The following is a 15,833-nucleotide window of genomic DNA, read 5'->3' on the forward strand; positions in this document are numbered from 1 at the left end:
GGTTTGTGGCTTAAGGTATCAAATAAATAATCACTATCGAATATATATTCAGTGATTAAAAAGATGATAACGAAATGTCACATCATGGCCTGCGTAGACGCATGAGACGGTGGAAAAGATCCCGTCTCCGCTGTTCCAGGACACCGGGTGACCGAGGAGAGCACGATGCAGGCGACAGCAAAAGAGTACATCATTGCCCTGGATGAAGGCACCACCAACGCCAAAGCGGTGGTGCTGGATAGCCGGGGTAAGGTTATCGTCAAATTCTCGCAGCCGCTGGCGATCCAAACGCCGCGCGACGGCTGGGTGGAGCAGTCGGGCGAGGCGCTGGTGGCCGCCTCGCTGGCGGTGATCGCCAGTGCGATAGCCCACGTCGGCGCGGAAAACGTCGCCGCGCTGGCCATCAGCAACCAGCGGGAAACCGCCATCGGCTGGTATCGCGACAGCGGCGAACCGATTAACGCGGCCATCACCTGGCAATGCACCCGCAGCGCCGCGTTCTGCGACACGCTGCGTCACGATCGTCAGGAACAGCGGATTAAACAGGCCACTGGCCTGCCGATCGCCCCGCTGTTCTCGGCCTCCAAAATGCGCTGGCTGCTGGATGCGACTGCCGATGGCCACCTGCGCGCCGAACGCGGCGAGATTTGCCTCGGCACCATCGACAGCTGGCTGCTGTGGAATCTGACCGCCGGAGACGCCTTCTGCTGCGACTACTCCAATGCCGCCCGCACCCAGTTGTTGAATCTGCACCGCGGCGAGTGGGACGACGAGATGCTGGCGCTGTTCGGCATTCCGCGCGCGGCGTTACCAGAAATTAAACCGTCGAGCGGCCTCTTCGGCCATACCAAAGGGCTGGCCGCCATTCCGGACGGTATTCCCATTATGGCGATGATCGGCGACTCCCACGCGGCGCTGTTCGGCCACGCGCTCGGCGAAGCGGGCTGCGTGAAAGCCACTTACGGCACCGGTTCATCGGTGATGGCGCCAGTCAAATCGGCGCAGTGCGATATCGAGGCGCTGGCGACCACTGTCGCCTGGCACGATGGCGACCAGCTGGTGTGGGGTCTGGAAGGTAATATTCCCCACACCGGCGATGCCGTCGCCTGGATGGCGGACAGCACTGGCCTGAGCGAGCTCTCTGCCGCCGAGCTGGCCCATGAGCTGAACACCCTTCCCGCCTCCGTTGATTCGACCCTCGGGGTGTACTTCGTGCCGGCGCTGACCGGCCTCGGCGCCCCCTGGTGGGACGACAGCGCCCGCGGCGTGATCTGCGGCCTGAGTCGCGGGGTGAAACGCGCGCATCTGATCCGCGCGGCGCTGGAATCCATCACCTATCAGATTGCCGACGTGGTGGTGGCGATGCGGCAACATGAAGAGTTCACTCTGACGGCGCTGATGGTGGACGGCGGGCCGACCAACAATGACTGGCTGATGCAATACCAGGCCGATCTGCTCGGCTGCCCGGTGATGCGCAGCGACGTACCGGAGCTGTCCGCCATCGGCGCGGCGTTGCTGGCGCGCAAAGCGCTCCATCCGGGGTCGACCGCCGACCTGCAGGCCTTCTTAACCGAACACAGCACCTTTCAGCCCGATATGGCCCGCCACCAGCGCTTGCAAACGCGCTGGCAGGAGTGGCGCCATGCGGTCGACCGAACATTATGGAAACCGGACTCGCCAGCCTGACCGCCAGACTGCGCGACGACATGCATTCACTTATCACAGGAGAAACCCGGCCCATAACGATATCGCTATCCCTGAATGTATTCAGGGGAAATTTCAGACCGTAAAAGCCTGCCCGCTCAGGGGCTCATTTGTTCGAATATAAAAATACAGGAACAGAGTCATGAAATTACGTAAAACCCTTTTAACCGCTGCTACCCTGACCGCCTTATCCTTTGCCGCGCACGCCGCGGAGAAAGGCACCATAATGATCATGGTCAACTCGCTGGATAACCCGTATTACGCCTCGGAAGCCAAAGGCGCCAGTGAAAAAGCGCAAGCTCTCGGCTATAAAACCACCGTGCTGTCCCATGGCGAAGATGTCAAAAAGCAGAATGAGCTTATCGACACCGCCATTGGTAAAAAGGTGCAGGGTATTATTCTTGATAACGCCGACTCCACCGCCAGCGTCGCCGCCATTGAAAAGGCCAAAAAAGCCGGCATTCCGGTGGTCTTAATTAACCGTGAAATTCCGGTTGATGATGTGGCGCTGGAACAAATTACCCACAATAACTTCCAGGCCGGCTCCGAGGTCGCCAACGTCTTCGTCGAGAAGATGGCGGAGAAAGGCAAATACGCCGAGCTGACCTGCAACCTCGCCGATAATAACTGCGTCACCCGTTCTAAATCTTTCCATCAGGTCATTGACCAGTATCCGGATATGGTCAGCGTAGCCAAACAGGATGCCAAAGGGACCCTGATCGACGGCAAGCGCATCATGGACAGCATTCTGCAGGCTCACCCGGACGTGAAAGGCGTGATCTGCGGCAACGGGCCGGTGGCCCTCGGCGCGATTGCGGCGCTGAAGGCGGCCAACCGCAGCGATGTGATCGTCGTCGGCATCGACGGCAGCAACGATGAGCGCGACGCCGTGAAGGCCGGCACCCTGCAGGCGACCGTGATGCTGCAGGCGCAGGCCATCGCCGCTCAGGGCGTCACCGATCTGGATAATTACCTGCAAAAAGGCGAAAAGCCGGCTAAACAGCGCGTGATGTTCCGCGGCATCCTGATTACTCAGGATAACGCCGATAAAGTCCAGGATTTCAACATTAAGTCCTGAGTTCGGGTGGTTGCGCCCCTGCGGGGGCGCAGAGGAGAGCATTATGTTTAAGAAAACCTGTCTGACGCTGGCCGTGCTGGCGCTTGGGGGCTGTCGCATCGTCTCGCAGCAGGAGCTGGCAGACCTGAAATCGCCGCCCAACCCGCATATGGCAAATATGGATAAAACCTGGCAGCAGAGCATCGTACCGCAGGTGGTGACGAAAGCGCGCCCGGCGGCGGAATTGATGAGCGCGCTCAAGGCGGCAAAAGACATTGATAGCGCCTGCAAAACCCTCGGCTACCGCGCGCAGGACGAAAACCCCTGCATCTTCTACGTCAAGGTTTCAGGTACTGTCAGCAAACTCGATACCGCCTCGCGCAGCGGCAAGATGACCCTGTCCGCCCCCAGCGTCGGCAAGGTGACGGTGCAGATTGGCCCCACCCTGCGCGGCACCCAGCTGCGCGACGGCTACAGCGGCGCCAGCTATCAGGACTTTAATGACCAGGTGCTGTTCGGCGAGTACAGCAAGAATATCAACAGCCAGGCGGTCAAAATGATTCAGACCGCCAACCTCAAAACCGGCGACAGCGTGGAGGTCTACGGCGTCTTCTCGGCCTGGGATATTCCGCCAACTCTCCCGGAAATTACCCCGGCGAAAATCGTTCACGCGGGGGGGCAATAATATGGCGCCGCAAGAACTCGTCGCTACCCAGCCCGCTGAGTCCGAAGTGATTATCGAAACCCGCGGCCTGTCACGCGTCTATCCCGGCGTGACCGCCCTGGATAATGTCAATTACCGGGTCTATCGAAATAAGGTCAACGTGCTGATCGGAGAAAATGGTGCGGGTAAATCCACCATGATGAAAATGCTTGCCGGTGTGGAAACGCCCTCCTCCGGGCAAATTATTCTCGATGGCGAAGCGGTTTCATTACATTCGACTCATCAGGCAGAAAAACTCGGCATCAGCATTATTTTCCAGGAGCTGAATTTATTTCCCAATATGAATGTGATGGACAACATCTTCATGGCAAATGAATTCTTTCAGAAAGGACGCATCAACGAAAAATACCAGTACGCGCTGGCCAAATCGCTGCTGGAGCGACTGGAGCTGGATGTCGATCCCTACACCCCGCTGGGCGAACTCGGTATCGGCCACCAGCAGTTAGTCGAGATTGCCCGCGCGCTGTCGAAAGACACCCGGGTGCTGATCATGGACGAACCCACCTCGGCGCTCAGCCAGTCTGAGGTGAAAGTGCTGTTCAAGGTGATCGCGCAGCTTAAGCGCCGCGGGGTGACCATTATTTATATCTCTCATCGCCTCGAAGAGCTGATGGAGATCGGCGACAACATCACCATTTTCCGCGACGGTCGCTTTATCAGCGAGCGTCACGTCAGCGACGCCAGCGTGCCGTGGATCATTGAGCAGATGGTCGGCGATAAGAAAAAACACTTTGATTATCAACCGGCGCCAAAAGGCAACGCGGTGCTTGACGTCAAGGGGCTGACCGCGCTGCATCCCAGCGGCGGCTACAAGCTCAATGACGTTACCTTCACTCTTAGCAAAGGCGAAGTGATCGGCATTTACGGCCTGCTGGGGGCCGGACGCACCGAGCTGTTTAAAGGTCTGGTGGGGCTGATGCCCTGCCAGCGCGGCGAGGTGCATCTCAACGGCGAAAGCATCGGCAAATCACGCTTTCAGCAGCGTCTGAAAAAGGGGCTGGCGCTGGTGCCGGAGGACCGCCAGGGCGAAGGCGTGGTGCAGATGATGTCGATTCAGGCCAACATGACGCTCTCTGATTTCAGCCTGCAGGGATTTCGCCGCGCCTGGCGCTGGTTGAATCCGCAAAAAGAAGAGACCTGCGTGAAAACGATGATCCAGCAGCTGGCGATCAAGGTCAGCGACGCCAATTTGCCCATCACCTCGCTGAGCGGCGGTAATCAACAAAAAGTGGTGCTGGGTAAAGCGCTGATGACCCAGCCGCAGGTGGTGTTCCTCGACGAACCGACGCGCGGCATCGACGTCGGCGCGAAAACCGACGTCTATCACCTGATCGGCAAAATGGCCCAGCAGGGGCTGGCGGTGATGTTTTCATCTTCAGAGCTGGATGAGGTGATGGCCCTGGCCGACCGCATCCTGGTGATGGCCGATGGCCGCATTACCGCCGATCTACCGCGTCATGCGGTGACCCGCGAACAGTTAATCGCGGCTTCAACACCTCAAGATTAATCAGGCTGGAATCCATCATGAACCAGAAATATATGATTTATATGTACCTGCTGAAGGCCCGCACCTTTATCGCCCTGCTGCTGGTGATCGCATTCTTCAGCGTGATGGTACCCAACTTCCTGACCGCCTCTAACCTGCTGATCATGACCCAGCACGTGGCGATCACCGGCCTGCTGGCCATCGGCATGACGCTGGTCATTCTCACCGGCGGCATTGATTTGTCCGTCGGCGCGGTGGCGGGGATCTGCGGCATGGTGGCGGGCGCGCTGCTGACCAATGGCCTGCCGCTGTGGAACGGCGACATCCTCTTCTTTAACGTCCCGGAAGTGATCTTCTGCGTGGCGATCTTCGGCGTACTGGTCGGCCTGGTGAACGGCGCGGTGATCACCCGCTTCGGCGTGGCGCCGTTTATCTGCACCTTAGGCATGATGTACGTCGCCCGCGGCTCCGCGCTGCTGTTTAACGACGGGAGCACCTACCCGAATCTCAACGGTATGGAAGCGCTGGGCAACACCGGTTTCGCCACCCTCGGCTCCGGCACTCTGCTCGGCGTCTATCTTCCCATCTGGCTGATGATCGGCTTCCTGGTGCTGGGCTACTGGCTGACCACCAAAACGCCGCTTGGCCGCTACATCTACGCCATCGGCGGCAATGAGTCCGCCGCCCGCCTTGCCGGCGTGCCGATTGTGAAAGCGAAAATATTCGTCTATGCCTTCTCCGGCCTGTGCGCGGCCTTTGTCGGCCTGATCGTCGCATCACAGCTGCAAACCGCGCACCCGATGACCGGCAACATGTTTGAGATGGACGCCATCGGCGCCACCGTGCTCGGCGGCACCGCGCTGGCCGGCGGCCGTGGTCGGGTGACCGGCTCGATTATCGGCGCCTTCGTGATCGTCTTCCTTGCCGACGGCATGGTGATGATGGGCGTCAGCGACTTCTGGCAGATGGTGATCAAAGGCGTGGTGATCGTTACCGCCGTGGTCGTCGACCAGTTCCAGCAGAAGCTGCAGAGCAAGGTCATCCTGATGCGCCGCCATGAGGAGAAACTGGCCGCCCTCCCCCCCAACGGCGCCACCTCCAGCTAACCGGCAACGATTCACATCTTCCGCCGGGCCTGGTGCCCGGCTCAGCGAAAGGGAAAAAATATGCAACGAGATTTCCAGAACAAAACGGTGGTGATCACCGGCGCCTGCCGCGGCATTGGCGCGGGTATTGCCGAGCGCTTCGCCCGCGACGGCGCAAACCTGGTGATGGTCTCCAACGCCGAGCGCGTTCATGAGACCGCCGAAACCCTGCGTCAGCGCTATCAGGCGGATATTTTATCGCTGCAGGTCGATGTCACCGACGAAGCCCAGGTGCAGGGGGTGTATGAGCAGGCCGCCGCCCGCTTCGGCACCATTGACGTCTCGATTCAGAACGCCGGGGTCATCACCATTGATTACTACGATCGGATGCCAAAAGCCGATTTCGAGAAAGTGCTGGCGGTCAATACCACCGGCGTCTGGCTATGCTGCCGCGAGGCGGCCAAATATATGGTGAAACAGAACCACGGCAGCCTGATCAACACCTCATCCGGCCAGGGGCGTCAGGGCTTCATCTACACCCCGCACTATGCCGCCAGCAAGATGGGCGTGATCGGCATAACCCAAAGCCTGGCCCACGAGCTGGCGCCGTGGAATATCACCGTCAACGCCTTCTGCCCGGGCATTATTGAAAGCGAAATGTGGGATTACAACGACCGCGTGTGGGGCGAAATTCTCAGCACCGAGCAGAAGCGCTACGGCAAAGGCGAGCTGATGGCGGAGTGGGTCGAGGGCATTCCAATGAAGCGCGCCGGCAAGCCGGAAGATGTCGCCGGCCTGGTGGCGTTTCTCGCCTCCGACGACGCCCGCTATCTCACCGGACAGACCATTAATATCGATGGCGGTTTGATTATGTCCTGAGCACGGTAGCCCGGATTAGGCGCGACGCGCCGCTATCCGGGACGTCAGGCTCCCGACGTTCGACACTATATTGAAGAGAATAATCATTATGATCGGTAAAGACTTTGCACAACAGCTGTTTAGCCTGCAGGATCGCGTCGCCTTCGTTACCGGCGCCGGCAGCGGCATTGGCCAGACTATCGCCTGCAGTCTCGCCAGCGCCGGCGCGCGGGTGGTCTGTTTTGATCTTCGCGACGACGGCGGGCTGGCGGAAACGGTCAGTCATATTGAATCTATCGGCGGCCAGGCCTGCGCCTACACCGGCGACGTCCGCCAGCTGGCCGACCTGCGCGCCGCCGTCGCGCTGGCCAAAAGCCGCTTTGGCCGCCTCGACATCGCCGTCAACGCCGCCGGGATCGCCAACGCCAATCCGGCGCTGGCGATGGAGAGCGAGCAATGGCAGCGGGTGATCGATATCAATCTCACCGGGGTGTGGAATTCCTGCAAAGCGGAAGCGGAACTGATGCTGGAGTCCGGCGGCGGGTCGATTATCAACATCGCCTCGATGTCGGGGATTATCGTTAACCGCGGCCTCGACCAGGCGCATTACAACTGCTCCAAAGCCGGCGTGATCCATCTGTCGAAAAGCCTGGCGATGGAGTGGGTGGACAAAGGGATCCGCGTCAATTCCATCAGCCCGGGATATACCGCCACGCCGATGAATACCCGCCCGGAGATGGTGCACCAGACCCGCGAGTTTGAAAGCCAGACGCCGATGCAGCGGATGGCGAAGGTGGAAGAGATGGCCGGCCCGGCGCTGTTCCTCGCCAGCGACGCCGCCTCGTTCTGCACCGGCGTAGACCTGGTGGTCGACGGCGGGTTTGTCTGCTGGTGATCCTCTCCTGCTTCAGGGCGCCACGCTGCGGCGCCCCTCGCCATCCCCGCCGTTAACTCAGCGGATACTGTTGAAACGCCGGCAGCGCCTCTCCTTTCTCCGCCAGCGCGCGGATATGCGGAAACGCCGTTGCCGGCACCACCGTCGGGATCATCAACTGGATAAAGGACCAGACCACCGTGCTGGTGACCAACACCTGGTCCGGCTGCGCGGCGGCAACGCGGTCTGCCAGCCGGGCGTCCCATTCCCGACAGGCGGCGAGCAGTTGACCGGTCACCCGGGCTATCCACGGCTGATGCTGCTTCTCCTCCGGCCGCAGACGGTGCTCATAAACATGCTGGACCGCTTTTTCACTGGCGGCGAGGATCACCCCCAGCAGGTGCAGGTCGCGGGCCAGCGCCTCGGGATGCGCGGGAAGCAGCCGGCGTCCGGCGGGATGGGTCGTTTCGAAATAGTGGAGGATCAGCGTGGAGTCCATCAGCTGTGTCCCGTCATCGAGAACCACCGTCGGCGCCTTGACCACCGGATTAATACGGGAGAATTCATCAAAGCCGCTAAAGACCGACAGCGGCAGGCTCTCGAATTCCACGCCATAGAGCGCCAGAGAAACCGCCACGCGTCTTACATAAGGTGAATCCATCATACCAATGAGTTTCATCGTCACTCCTGCCTGCGATAAAGGGGTTGCTGGCTTACCTTACTGGAAAACCCGCCCCGCGAATATCAGGGGATGCTTACCGCAAAGGTTAGAAGAACTAACAAATTGGCGCCACCGGGTAGTCCGCCTGTCTCCCCTGTGCTATAACGACTGAGAGCGAATGAAGCCCGTCCACTGTCTGCTCGCGGCGGCTTTAAAACCCGCTAACCCGGTAGTAACGTTAACGTATTGACGCCCTGACAAGAGAGATGACCATGGCAGATTTTCCCCCTGTCGCCAGCCTGCGCAGCTTTGAGGCGGTGGCGCGCCTCGGCAGCGTGACGCAGGCCGCCCACGAGATGAGCGTGACCCATTCGGCGGTCAGCCAGCACATCAAACAGCTGGAAGCCCTGGTCGGCGTCACACTGTTTGTCCGCCACGGCCGCGGGGTGCGCATCACGGAAGAGGGGCGGCTCTATGCCCTGCAAATCCGCGAGGCGTTACAGCACATCGCCGACGCCACGCGGATGGTGCGGATCAAACCCCGCACGATGGAACTGACCCTGGCGACGCTCCCCTCCTTTGGCTGCCACTGGCTGCTGCCGCGGCTGGCGCGCTTTCAGGCGCGGCATCCGCAGATCGCGGTGCGCCTGCTGACCAGCCTGGCGGTGGTCAACCTGCAGCAGGAGGGGATCGATCTGGCCATTCGCATGGGGCAAGGCGACTGGGAGGGGATGGAAAGCCGACATCTGTTTGCCGATGAACAGCTGGTGGTGGCCGCGCCGCACTATCGCAGCGGCGACCTGCCGACCACCCCGCAGGCGATCGCCGCCAGCGATATCGTTTTTTCCATGGAGTCCTGGAACGCCTGGTGCAGCCAGGCGGGGCTGGAAAAGACAATCATTCCTGCGGGCCTGCGCCTGAACGACTCCAACCTGGTGCTGGAGGCGGTTCGACTGGGAGCGGGCGTGGCGCTGGAGCGGCGCTCGCTGGTGGCGGGGGCGATAGCCCGCGGCGAGCTGGTGCAGCTCACCGCCGTCACCGTCCCCTACCCCTGGCACTACTGGCTGACCGTCTCCCCGCAGGCGGAGAACCGCCCGGAAGTCGCCCGGTTCATCGCCTGGCTGGAGGAGGAGATCGCCCTCTGGCGTCAGCAGCTCAGCGCTTAACCTTCCGCCGACGGCGGCAGGCCCGCCCGGGCGGCGTGCTCCTGGGAGAGACGCCAGAAATCGTGCCCGGCGGGATACTGATAGAGGCGCAGGGAAAATTGCCCGGCCACCGCGGTAATGTACTCAAATATCGCCGACTGGGTATTCTCGTAGTCTTTCCACAGCGTCGAAGAGGTAAAGCAGTAAATCTCTAACGGGATGCCCGACGGCGACGGTTTCAGCGTCCTCGCCACAATATACATCTCCTTAATAATATCCGGTCGCTCGGCGAGATAGTGCATCAGGTAGTGGCGAAACAGGGTCAGGTTGGTCAGGCCGTTATCGACAAACCAGCGGTCCGCCACGCCGCCGGGATCCCGACCGTCAAGCAGCGTGGTCAGAGGCTCGCTTACCCCGCGGATAGTCAGCATCGAGGAGAGCATCTCCTGGTTGAGAAAACGCACCGAGTGCTGATCGATGGCGATACTGCGCATGATCCGCCGCGCCCCGGAGGAGAACATCGCCTGCCAGTTGGTATAGGTCTCGGTGAGGAAATTCTTGGTGGGAATACGGGAAATGGTATTGTCCCAGTTACGGATGGTAATGGTGTGCAGCGCGATATCCGTCACCTCACCGCTGAGGTTCTTGTCAGGCATTTCAATCCAGTCCCCCAGCTGGAGCACGTCGTTGGACGACAGCTGAACGTTCGCCACCAACGACAGCAGGGTATGCTGGAAGACGATCATCAGCACCGCCGCCACCGCCCCCAGACTGGAGATAATAATGATCGGCGATTTGTTCGACATCACGGCGAGGATCATAATCGCCGCCAGGATGTGGACTAAGATTTTGCCTATCTGGATATAGCCCTTAATGGAATGATTTTTACGTTTGGTTTTTCGCAGATAAGAGCTGTTGACAATATCCAGCATCTCGTTGAAAAACACCGACATAAAAATAAAAAACAAGATCCCGCAGATGGTATTAATCGCCGTTACCAGCGATGCCGGCATCGCTGGCATAAACTGCAGAACGTAATAGACGATAATAACCGGAATGAAATTGGACAACTTTTCGGCGATGCGTCGATCCTTCTCCAGCGGCACGTCCTGTTTATGGCTGCCAAAGAAGACCTTACGCACCACTTTAATCAGCAAGAACTTGCATAAAAGGTGGGCGAATATGCCAGAGAGCAGCAGCAGAATAAGGTTAAATCCCACCGCCAGCGCCGGATTACTCTCAATAAACGTCAGTAGATGATTCACATACGCCATGCTTTATCGCCTGAATAACTATGCCATTTCGCTAACTGCTTTATCACAAGGGCATATATTGGAAAATTTTAATCAATCCGCATCATGGCATATCGCTTAGCGTAACGTCCATGCGCGCACCGCTGCTAATCATTCACGGGATTTATGTCATAGTTTGCATTAATCATTATCTACGCTCACTATAAAGAGGCTTGTTATGAGGACGGAATAAGTCCAGGAGGAAACATGTTTAAAACGCTTACCGCTATTATCGCCTTAGCCGCCTCCGCCAGCGTCATGGCGCAAGGCGACGTCACGCTGAACAGTCTGGCTCACGATACCGCCACCCGGGCGTCGTTTAACCAGATGGTCAAAGGCCATCAGCTGCCCGCCTGGGTGACCACCGGCGGCACCGGTTCGCCGGCGCAGACGGTGAAGCTGGGTAGCGAATCCTGGCAGGTGCTAAGCGCCTGCAAACCCCACGACTGCGGCCATGAGCGTATCGCGGTGATCTGGTCGGAAAAAACCAAACAGATGTCAGGCGTTTACTCGGTGGTCGATGAAAAAACCGACCAGGAGAAGCTGACCTGGCTTAACGTCAGCGACGCCCTGTCCATTGATGGCAAAACCGTGCTGTTTGCCGCCCTCAGCGGCAGCCTCGACAACCATCCGGACGCTTTTAACTACCAGTAACAGCCCGTCGCCCCCGTCAGTCTTTCCCCGACGGGGGTTCCCCTGACTAGCCATCCGGGAACATCACGCTGTTCCCCGGCGCTTCCCTGTGCAGATGGATAAAGTTCAGGTGCCGCTCGTACTGGTCGAGAATATCGGTGATCACCTGCTCTTTGCTGTAGTCCATCAGGTCGTTACCCTGGCTGCCCTCCAGCAGGAAGGTCTCCAGCCGGTAATAGGTGGATTTCCCGCTGCGCGCCCGATAGGTAAAGCCCGGCACCGAGTACTGCTGCGGCCAGATCTTGTAGATAAAGTTCTGCTCGTCGCCCATGTGCACCAGCAGATCGAGGTGACCAAGGTTCTCGCCCTCTTCCGGCGGCAGGCTCTTCAGTTCCACCGCGGCGCCGCGCAGCCGCAGCTCCTGGGCAACCTCCTCCATCGCCGGGAAGCACACCGTCTCCATCATCTGTTTGGTATAGCGCGTGCCCGGGTAATTCATCAGCCGCGACAGGCGCTTCTTCCAGCTCAGCCGATCCTGCAGGCCGAGCGGGCGCGGGGCAGTGTCGCGGCTGGCGCTAACCCGGCGGTAATCTTCCACCTTCAGGGACTTATACAGTCCGGCCATCACGAAGAAAATCACAAAGCTGAACGGCAGCCCCATGATCACCGTGGTGTTCTGCAGCGCCGAGATGCCGTTGGTCATCAGCATCCCGAGGGTCAACAGACCGATAGCCACCGACCAGAAGATGCGCAGCCAGTTCGGGGAGTCGCTGTTGATGTCCTTCAGCTTCGAGGTAAAGTTTCCCAGCACCAGCGCGCCGGAGTCGGCAGAGGTGACGTAGAACAGCAGACCGGTAATGGTCGCCACCGACGCGCTAAAGGTAAACGCCGGATACTGCGCCAGCAGGCTGTAGAAGCCGCGCTCCGGGTGGAGCATCGCCTCCCCGGCAAAGGCCGCGTCGCCGTGGATGATCTCATACAGCGCGCTGTTGCCGAACACCGACAGCCACAGCAGGGTAAAGGTGAACGGAATAATCAGGGTGCCCATCACAAACTGGCGGATGGTGCGCCCGCGCGAAATGCGCGCCAGGAACAGGCCAACGAACGGCGACCAGGCCACCCACCACGCCCAGAAAAAGAGCGTCCAGTTGTTCATCCACTCCACCGGGCGGTCGAAGGCGAAGCTGTTCAGCGTCATGCCCATAAAGCGGTTGACGTAGTCGCCGACGTTCAGCACTAACGCATTGAGCAGGAAGGAGGTATCGCCCATGAACAGCACGAACAGGATCAGCCCCAGCGCGAGGGCGACGTTCAGCTCGGAGAGCACGCGGATGCCCTTGTCCACCCCGGAGGTGACCGAGATGGTGGCGATGATCACCGACAGCGCTATCAGGGCCGCCTTCGCCGCCAGCGAGTCAGGAATATCGAACAGCACGCTCAGACCGTAGTTGAGCTGCACCACGCCAATGCCGAGGGTGGTGGCGATGCCGAAGATGGTGCCGATCACCGCCGCGATATCGACGCTGTGGCCGATGGGGCCATTAATCTTTTTCCCGAAGATAGGATAGAGCGCCGAGCGGATGGTGAGCGGTAAATTATAACGATAGCTAAAGTATCCCAGCGCCATGCCCATCAGGGCATACATCGACCAGCCGGTGAGTCCGTAGTGGAATAGCGTCCACACCATCGCCTGGCGCGCCGCCTCGATGGTCTGCCCCGCCCCTTCCGGCGGCTGCATATATTGCGTCACCGGTTCGGCGACCGAGAAGAACATCAGGTCGATGCCGATCCCGGCGGCGAACAGCATCGCCGCCCAGCTCAGCAGGCTGAACTCGGGCTTAGACTGCTCCGGCCCGAGCTTCACCGAGCCGAAGCGCGAACAGGCAATGCAGACGACGAAGACGATATACAGCGTCGCCGCCAGCAGATAGTACCAGCCGAAGGTTTTCGACACCCAGTCCAGGGTGCGCCCAATCCACTCGGCAGAAAAATCGCGAAAAAAGATCGTCATCAGGGAAAACAACAAAATCAGTCCGGCCGAGGTATAAAAAACCACCGGATTGATTTTGTCCTTTTCTCTGTTTTGCGAAAGATCTGTCATCCAGTATCCCCACTGTTTTTGTAACTATTAAAATTCAATAACGTAACAATTAAGACACATTTTATATTGAACGTCCAATCAAAAACCGCTTTAATAGTTAACCAACGCTGATGAATGGAGTGGCAAAAATGCCCAAACTGGGGATGCAGCCAATCCGGCGCAGGCAACTGATCGACGCCACGCTGGACGCAATAAATGAAGTCGGAATGCACGACGCGACCATCGCGCAGATCGCCCGGCGGGCGGGCGTATCGACGGGGATCATCAGTCACTATTTCAAAGACAAAAATGGTCTGCTGGAAGCGACCATGCGCGACATCACCAGCCAGCTGCGCGACGCGGTGCTTAACCGTCTGCACGCCCTGCCGGACGGCAGCGCCGGAGAGCGTCTGCAGGCGATAGTCGGCGGCAACTTTGATGAGACGCAGATCAGCAGCGCGGCGATGAAGGCCTGGCTGGCCTTCTGGGCCAGCAGCATGCACCAGCCGATGCTCTACCGCCTGCAGCAGGTGAGCAGCCGCCGCCTGCTGTCAAACCTGGTGTACGAGTTCCGCCGCGAGCTGCCGCGCGAGCAGGCCCAGGAGGCCGGCTACGGGCTGGCTGCGCTGATAGACGGCCTGTGGCTGCGAGCGGCGCTCAGCGGCAAACCGCTGGATAAGACGCTGGCGCAGTCGCTGACCAGCCACTTTATTCGTCAGCATTTACCGAACCCATAACCGAGGAGGCGTTATGTCCCGAATGGCAGAACAGCAGCTTTATATTAATGGTGGTTATACATCGGCCACCAGCGGTCGCACCTTCGAGACCATCAACCCTGCCACTGGCGAGGTGCTGGCGACCGTTCAGGCTGCCGGACGCGAGGATGTCGACCGCGCCGTCGAGAGCGCGCGGCGCGGGCAAAAAATCTGGGCGGCGATGACCGCCATGGAACGCTCGCGCATCCTGCGTCGCGCCGTCGATATCCTGCGCGAGCGGAACGACGAGCTGGCAAAGCTGGAAACCCTCGACACCGGTAAAGCGTATTCCGAAACCTCAACCGTGGACATCGTCACCGGCGCCGACGTGCTGGAGTATTACGCGGGGCTGATCCCGGCGCTGGAAGGCAGTCAGATCCCCCTGCGCGAGACGTCGTTCGTCTACACCCGCCGCGAACCGCTGGGTGTGGTGGCCGGGATCGGCGCGTGGAACTATCCGATCCAGATCGCCCTGTGGAAATCGGCGCCAGCGCTGGCCGCCGGCAATGCAATGATTTTCAAACCGAGCGAAGTCACCCCGCTCACCGCCCTCAGGCTGGCGGAAATTTACAGCGAAGCGGGCCTGCCGGACGGGGTGTTTAACGTCCTGCCGGGCGTGGGTGCGGAGACCGGCCAGTACCTGACTGAACATCCGGGCATCGCTAAAGTCTCCTTTACCGGCGGCGTCGCCAGCGGCAAAAAGGTGATGGCCAACTCCGCAGCCACATCGCTGAAGGAGGTCACCATGGAGCTGGGCGGTAAATCGCCGCTGATTATTTTCGACGATGCGGATCTCGATCTCGCGGCCGACATCGCCATGATGGCCAACTTCTTCAGCTCCGGCCAGGTGTGCACCAACGGCACCCGCGTGTTCGTCCCCGCGAAGGTTAAGGCGGCGTTTGAGCAGAAAATCGTTGAGCGCGTGGGCCGCATCCGCGCGGGCGATCTGTTCGATGAAACCACCAACTTTGGCCCGCTGGTCAGCTTCCCGCACCGTGACAATGTGCTGCGCTACATCGCCAAAGGCAAAGCAGAAGGCGCGCGCCTGCTGTGCGGCGGCGACGTGCTGAAGGGCGAAGGCTTTGACAACGGCGCATGGGTGGCCCCGACGGTGTTTACCGACTGCACCGATGAGATGACCATCGTGCGCGAGGAGATCTTCGGCCCGGTGATGTCCATCCTCAGCTACGCGTCCGAAGAAGAAGCGATCCGCCGCGCCAACGATACCGACTACGGTCTGGCGGCGGGTATCGTCACTGCCGACCTGAACCGCGCCCACGGCACCATTCATCAGCTGGAAGCCGGCATCTGCTGGATCAACAGCTGGGGGGAATCCCCGGCGGAGATGCCGGTCGGCGGCTATAAGCACTCCGGTATTGGCCGCGAGAACGGCGTGATGACCCTGCAGAGTTACACCCAGGTGAAGTCCATCCAGGTTGAGATGGGTAAATTCCAGTCCATATTTTAACCGGGAGGTTT

Annotated in this window: 14 protein-coding genes; 11 read left to right on the forward strand and 3 right to left on the reverse strand. The window is 59.6% G+C overall.

Annotation, left to right across the window (positions count from 1 at the left end):
• Positions 1 to 165: 165 nt before the first annotated feature.
• From L2I46_RS02765 to L2I46_RS02795, 7 genes are all read left to right on the forward strand, one after another.
• The gene (locus L2I46_RS02765; protein ID WP_236947532.1) at positions 166 to 1,686 is read left to right on the forward strand and encodes an FGGY family carbohydrate kinase; all 1,521 of its coding nucleotides are present in this window, start codon (positions 166 to 168) and stop codon (positions 1,684 to 1,686) included.
• Between the two features lie 160 nt (positions 1,687 to 1,846).
• Complete coding sequence (locus L2I46_RS02770) at positions 1,847 to 2,782, forward strand: D-ribose ABC transporter substrate-binding protein (RefSeq protein ID WP_023288769.1); 936 nt, start codon at positions 1,847 to 1,849, stop codon at positions 2,780 to 2,782.
• 43 nt (positions 2,783 to 2,825) lie between these two features.
• Positions 2,826 to 3,446: a DUF2291 family protein gene (locus L2I46_RS02775; RefSeq protein WP_102002321.1), complete on the forward strand. Its 621-nt coding sequence runs from the start codon at positions 2,826 to 2,828 to the stop codon at positions 3,444 to 3,446.
• Between the two features lies 1 nt (position 3,447).
• Positions 3,448 to 4,992: a sugar ABC transporter ATP-binding protein gene (locus L2I46_RS02780; protein WP_102002320.1), complete on the forward strand. Its 1,545-nt coding sequence runs from the start codon at positions 3,448 to 3,450 to the stop codon at positions 4,990 to 4,992.
• 17 nt (positions 4,993 to 5,009) lie between these two features.
• Positions 5,010 to 6,077 (forward strand): ABC transporter permease, encoded by a 1,068-nt coding sequence (locus L2I46_RS02785; RefSeq protein WP_102002319.1) that lies wholly within the window; start codon positions 5,010 to 5,012, stop codon positions 6,075 to 6,077.
• 60 nt (positions 6,078 to 6,137) lie between these two features.
• On the forward strand, positions 6,138 to 6,935 hold the full coding sequence (locus tag L2I46_RS02790; protein ID WP_032455051.1) for an SDR family oxidoreductase: 798 nt from the start codon (positions 6,138 to 6,140) through the stop codon (positions 6,933 to 6,935).
• Positions 6,936 to 7,023: 88 nt separating this feature from the next.
• Complete coding sequence (locus tag L2I46_RS02795) at positions 7,024 to 7,809, forward strand: SDR family oxidoreductase (protein WP_023288765.1); 786 nt, start codon at positions 7,024 to 7,026, stop codon at positions 7,807 to 7,809.
• 52 nt (positions 7,810 to 7,861) lie between these two features.
• On the opposite strand, the gene L2I46_RS02800 is transcribed toward L2I46_RS02795, so the two are convergent.
• Entirely contained in the window at positions 7,862 to 8,467 is a 606-nt protein-coding gene (locus tag L2I46_RS02800; protein ID WP_032455047.1) for a glutathione S-transferase family protein, read from the reverse strand.
• Positions 8,468 to 8,721: 254 nt separating this feature from the next.
• Between L2I46_RS02800 and L2I46_RS02805 the strand changes: the two genes are divergently transcribed.
• Positions 8,722 to 9,615 carry a LysR substrate-binding domain-containing protein gene (locus tag L2I46_RS02805; RefSeq protein ID WP_110211996.1) on the forward strand — a complete coding sequence of 298 codons (894 nt, stop codon included), beginning with the start codon at positions 8,722 to 8,724 and terminating at the stop codon, positions 9,613 to 9,615.
• Here L2I46_RS02805 and L2I46_RS02810 read toward each other — a convergent pair.
• A complete protein-coding gene (locus L2I46_RS02810) occupies positions 9,612 to 10,868 on the reverse strand; it encodes a mechanosensitive ion channel family protein (RefSeq protein WP_023288762.1) in 1,257 nt (418 codons plus the stop codon). The two genes, L2I46_RS02805 and L2I46_RS02810, sit on opposite strands and share 4 nt — an antisense overlap.
• 225 nt (positions 10,869 to 11,093) lie before the next feature.
• Here L2I46_RS02810 and ivy point away from each other — a divergent pair, with 225 nt between their 5' ends.
• Positions 11,094 to 11,540 carry an Ivy family C-type lysozyme inhibitor gene (gene ivy / locus L2I46_RS02820; protein ID WP_023288761.1) on the forward strand — a complete coding sequence of 149 codons (447 nt, stop codon included), beginning with the start codon at positions 11,094 to 11,096 and terminating at the stop codon, positions 11,538 to 11,540.
• Between the two features lie 46 nt (positions 11,541 to 11,586).
• On the opposite strand, the gene betT is transcribed toward ivy, so the two are convergent.
• Positions 11,587 to 13,620, reverse strand: coding sequence for a choline BCCT transporter BetT (betT, locus tag L2I46_RS02825; RefSeq protein WP_023288760.1), 2,034 nt, complete (start codon positions 13,618 to 13,620; stop codon positions 11,587 to 11,589).
• A gap of 128 nt (positions 13,621 to 13,748) precedes the next feature.
• Between betT and betI the strand changes: the two genes are divergently transcribed.
• Both betI and betB read left to right on the forward strand, forming a co-directional pair.
• Entirely contained in the window at positions 13,749 to 14,336 is a 588-nt protein-coding gene (gene betI, locus L2I46_RS02830) for a transcriptional regulator BetI (RefSeq protein ID WP_023288759.1), read from the forward strand.
• 13 nt (positions 14,337 to 14,349) lie between these two features.
• Entirely contained in the window at positions 14,350 to 15,822 is a 1,473-nt protein-coding gene (gene betB, locus L2I46_RS02835; RefSeq protein WP_065804687.1) for a betaine-aldehyde dehydrogenase, read from the forward strand.
• The last annotated feature ends 11 nt before the right edge of the window (positions 15,823 to 15,833 follow it).

The sequence above is a fragment of the Klebsiella sp. 2019SCSN059 genome (assembly GCF_021739525.1).
GTDB classification, from domain to species: domain Bacteria; phylum Pseudomonadota; class Gammaproteobacteria; order Enterobacterales; family Enterobacteriaceae; genus Klebsiella; species Klebsiella quasipneumoniae.

Coding starts and splice junctions, on each gene's coding strand:
- betI (WP_023288759.1), top strand. CDS start 13,749: ATGCCCAAACTGGGGATGCAGCCAATCCGGCGCAGGCAACTGATCGAC.
- L2I46_RS02790 (WP_032455051.1), top strand. CDS start 6,138: ATGCAACGAGATTTCCAGAACAAAACGGTGGTGATCACCGGCGCCTGC.
- betT (WP_023288760.1), bottom strand. CDS start 13,620: ATGACAGATCTTTCGCAAAACAGAGAAAAGGACAAAATCAATCCGGTG.
- L2I46_RS02770 (WP_023288769.1), top strand. CDS start 1,847: ATGAAATTACGTAAAACCCTTTTAACCGCTGCTACCCTGACCGCCTTA.
- L2I46_RS02765 (WP_236947532.1), top strand. CDS start 166: ATGCAGGCGACAGCAAAAGAGTACATCATTGCCCTGGATGAAGGCACC.
- L2I46_RS02810 (WP_023288762.1), bottom strand. CDS start 10,868: ATGGCGTATGTGAATCATCTACTGACGTTTATTGAGAGTAATCCGGCG.
- L2I46_RS02800 (WP_032455047.1), bottom strand. CDS start 8,467: ATGAAACTCATTGGTATGATGGATTCACCTTATGTAAGACGCGTGGCG.
- L2I46_RS02780 (WP_102002320.1), top strand. CDS start 3,448: ATGGCGCCGCAAGAACTCGTCGCTACCCAGCCCGCTGAGTCCGAAGTG.
- betB (WP_065804687.1), top strand. CDS start 14,350: ATGTCCCGAATGGCAGAACAGCAGCTTTATATTAATGGTGGTTATACA.
- ivy (WP_023288761.1), top strand. CDS start 11,094: ATGTTTAAAACGCTTACCGCTATTATCGCCTTAGCCGCCTCCGCCAGC.
- L2I46_RS02775 (WP_102002321.1), top strand. CDS start 2,826: ATGTTTAAGAAAACCTGTCTGACGCTGGCCGTGCTGGCGCTTGGGGGC.
- L2I46_RS02805 (WP_110211996.1), top strand. CDS start 8,722: ATGGCAGATTTTCCCCCTGTCGCCAGCCTGCGCAGCTTTGAGGCGGTG.
- L2I46_RS02785 (WP_102002319.1), top strand. CDS start 5,010: ATGAACCAGAAATATATGATTTATATGTACCTGCTGAAGGCCCGCACC.
- L2I46_RS02795 (WP_023288765.1), top strand. CDS start 7,024: ATGATCGGTAAAGACTTTGCACAACAGCTGTTTAGCCTGCAGGATCGC.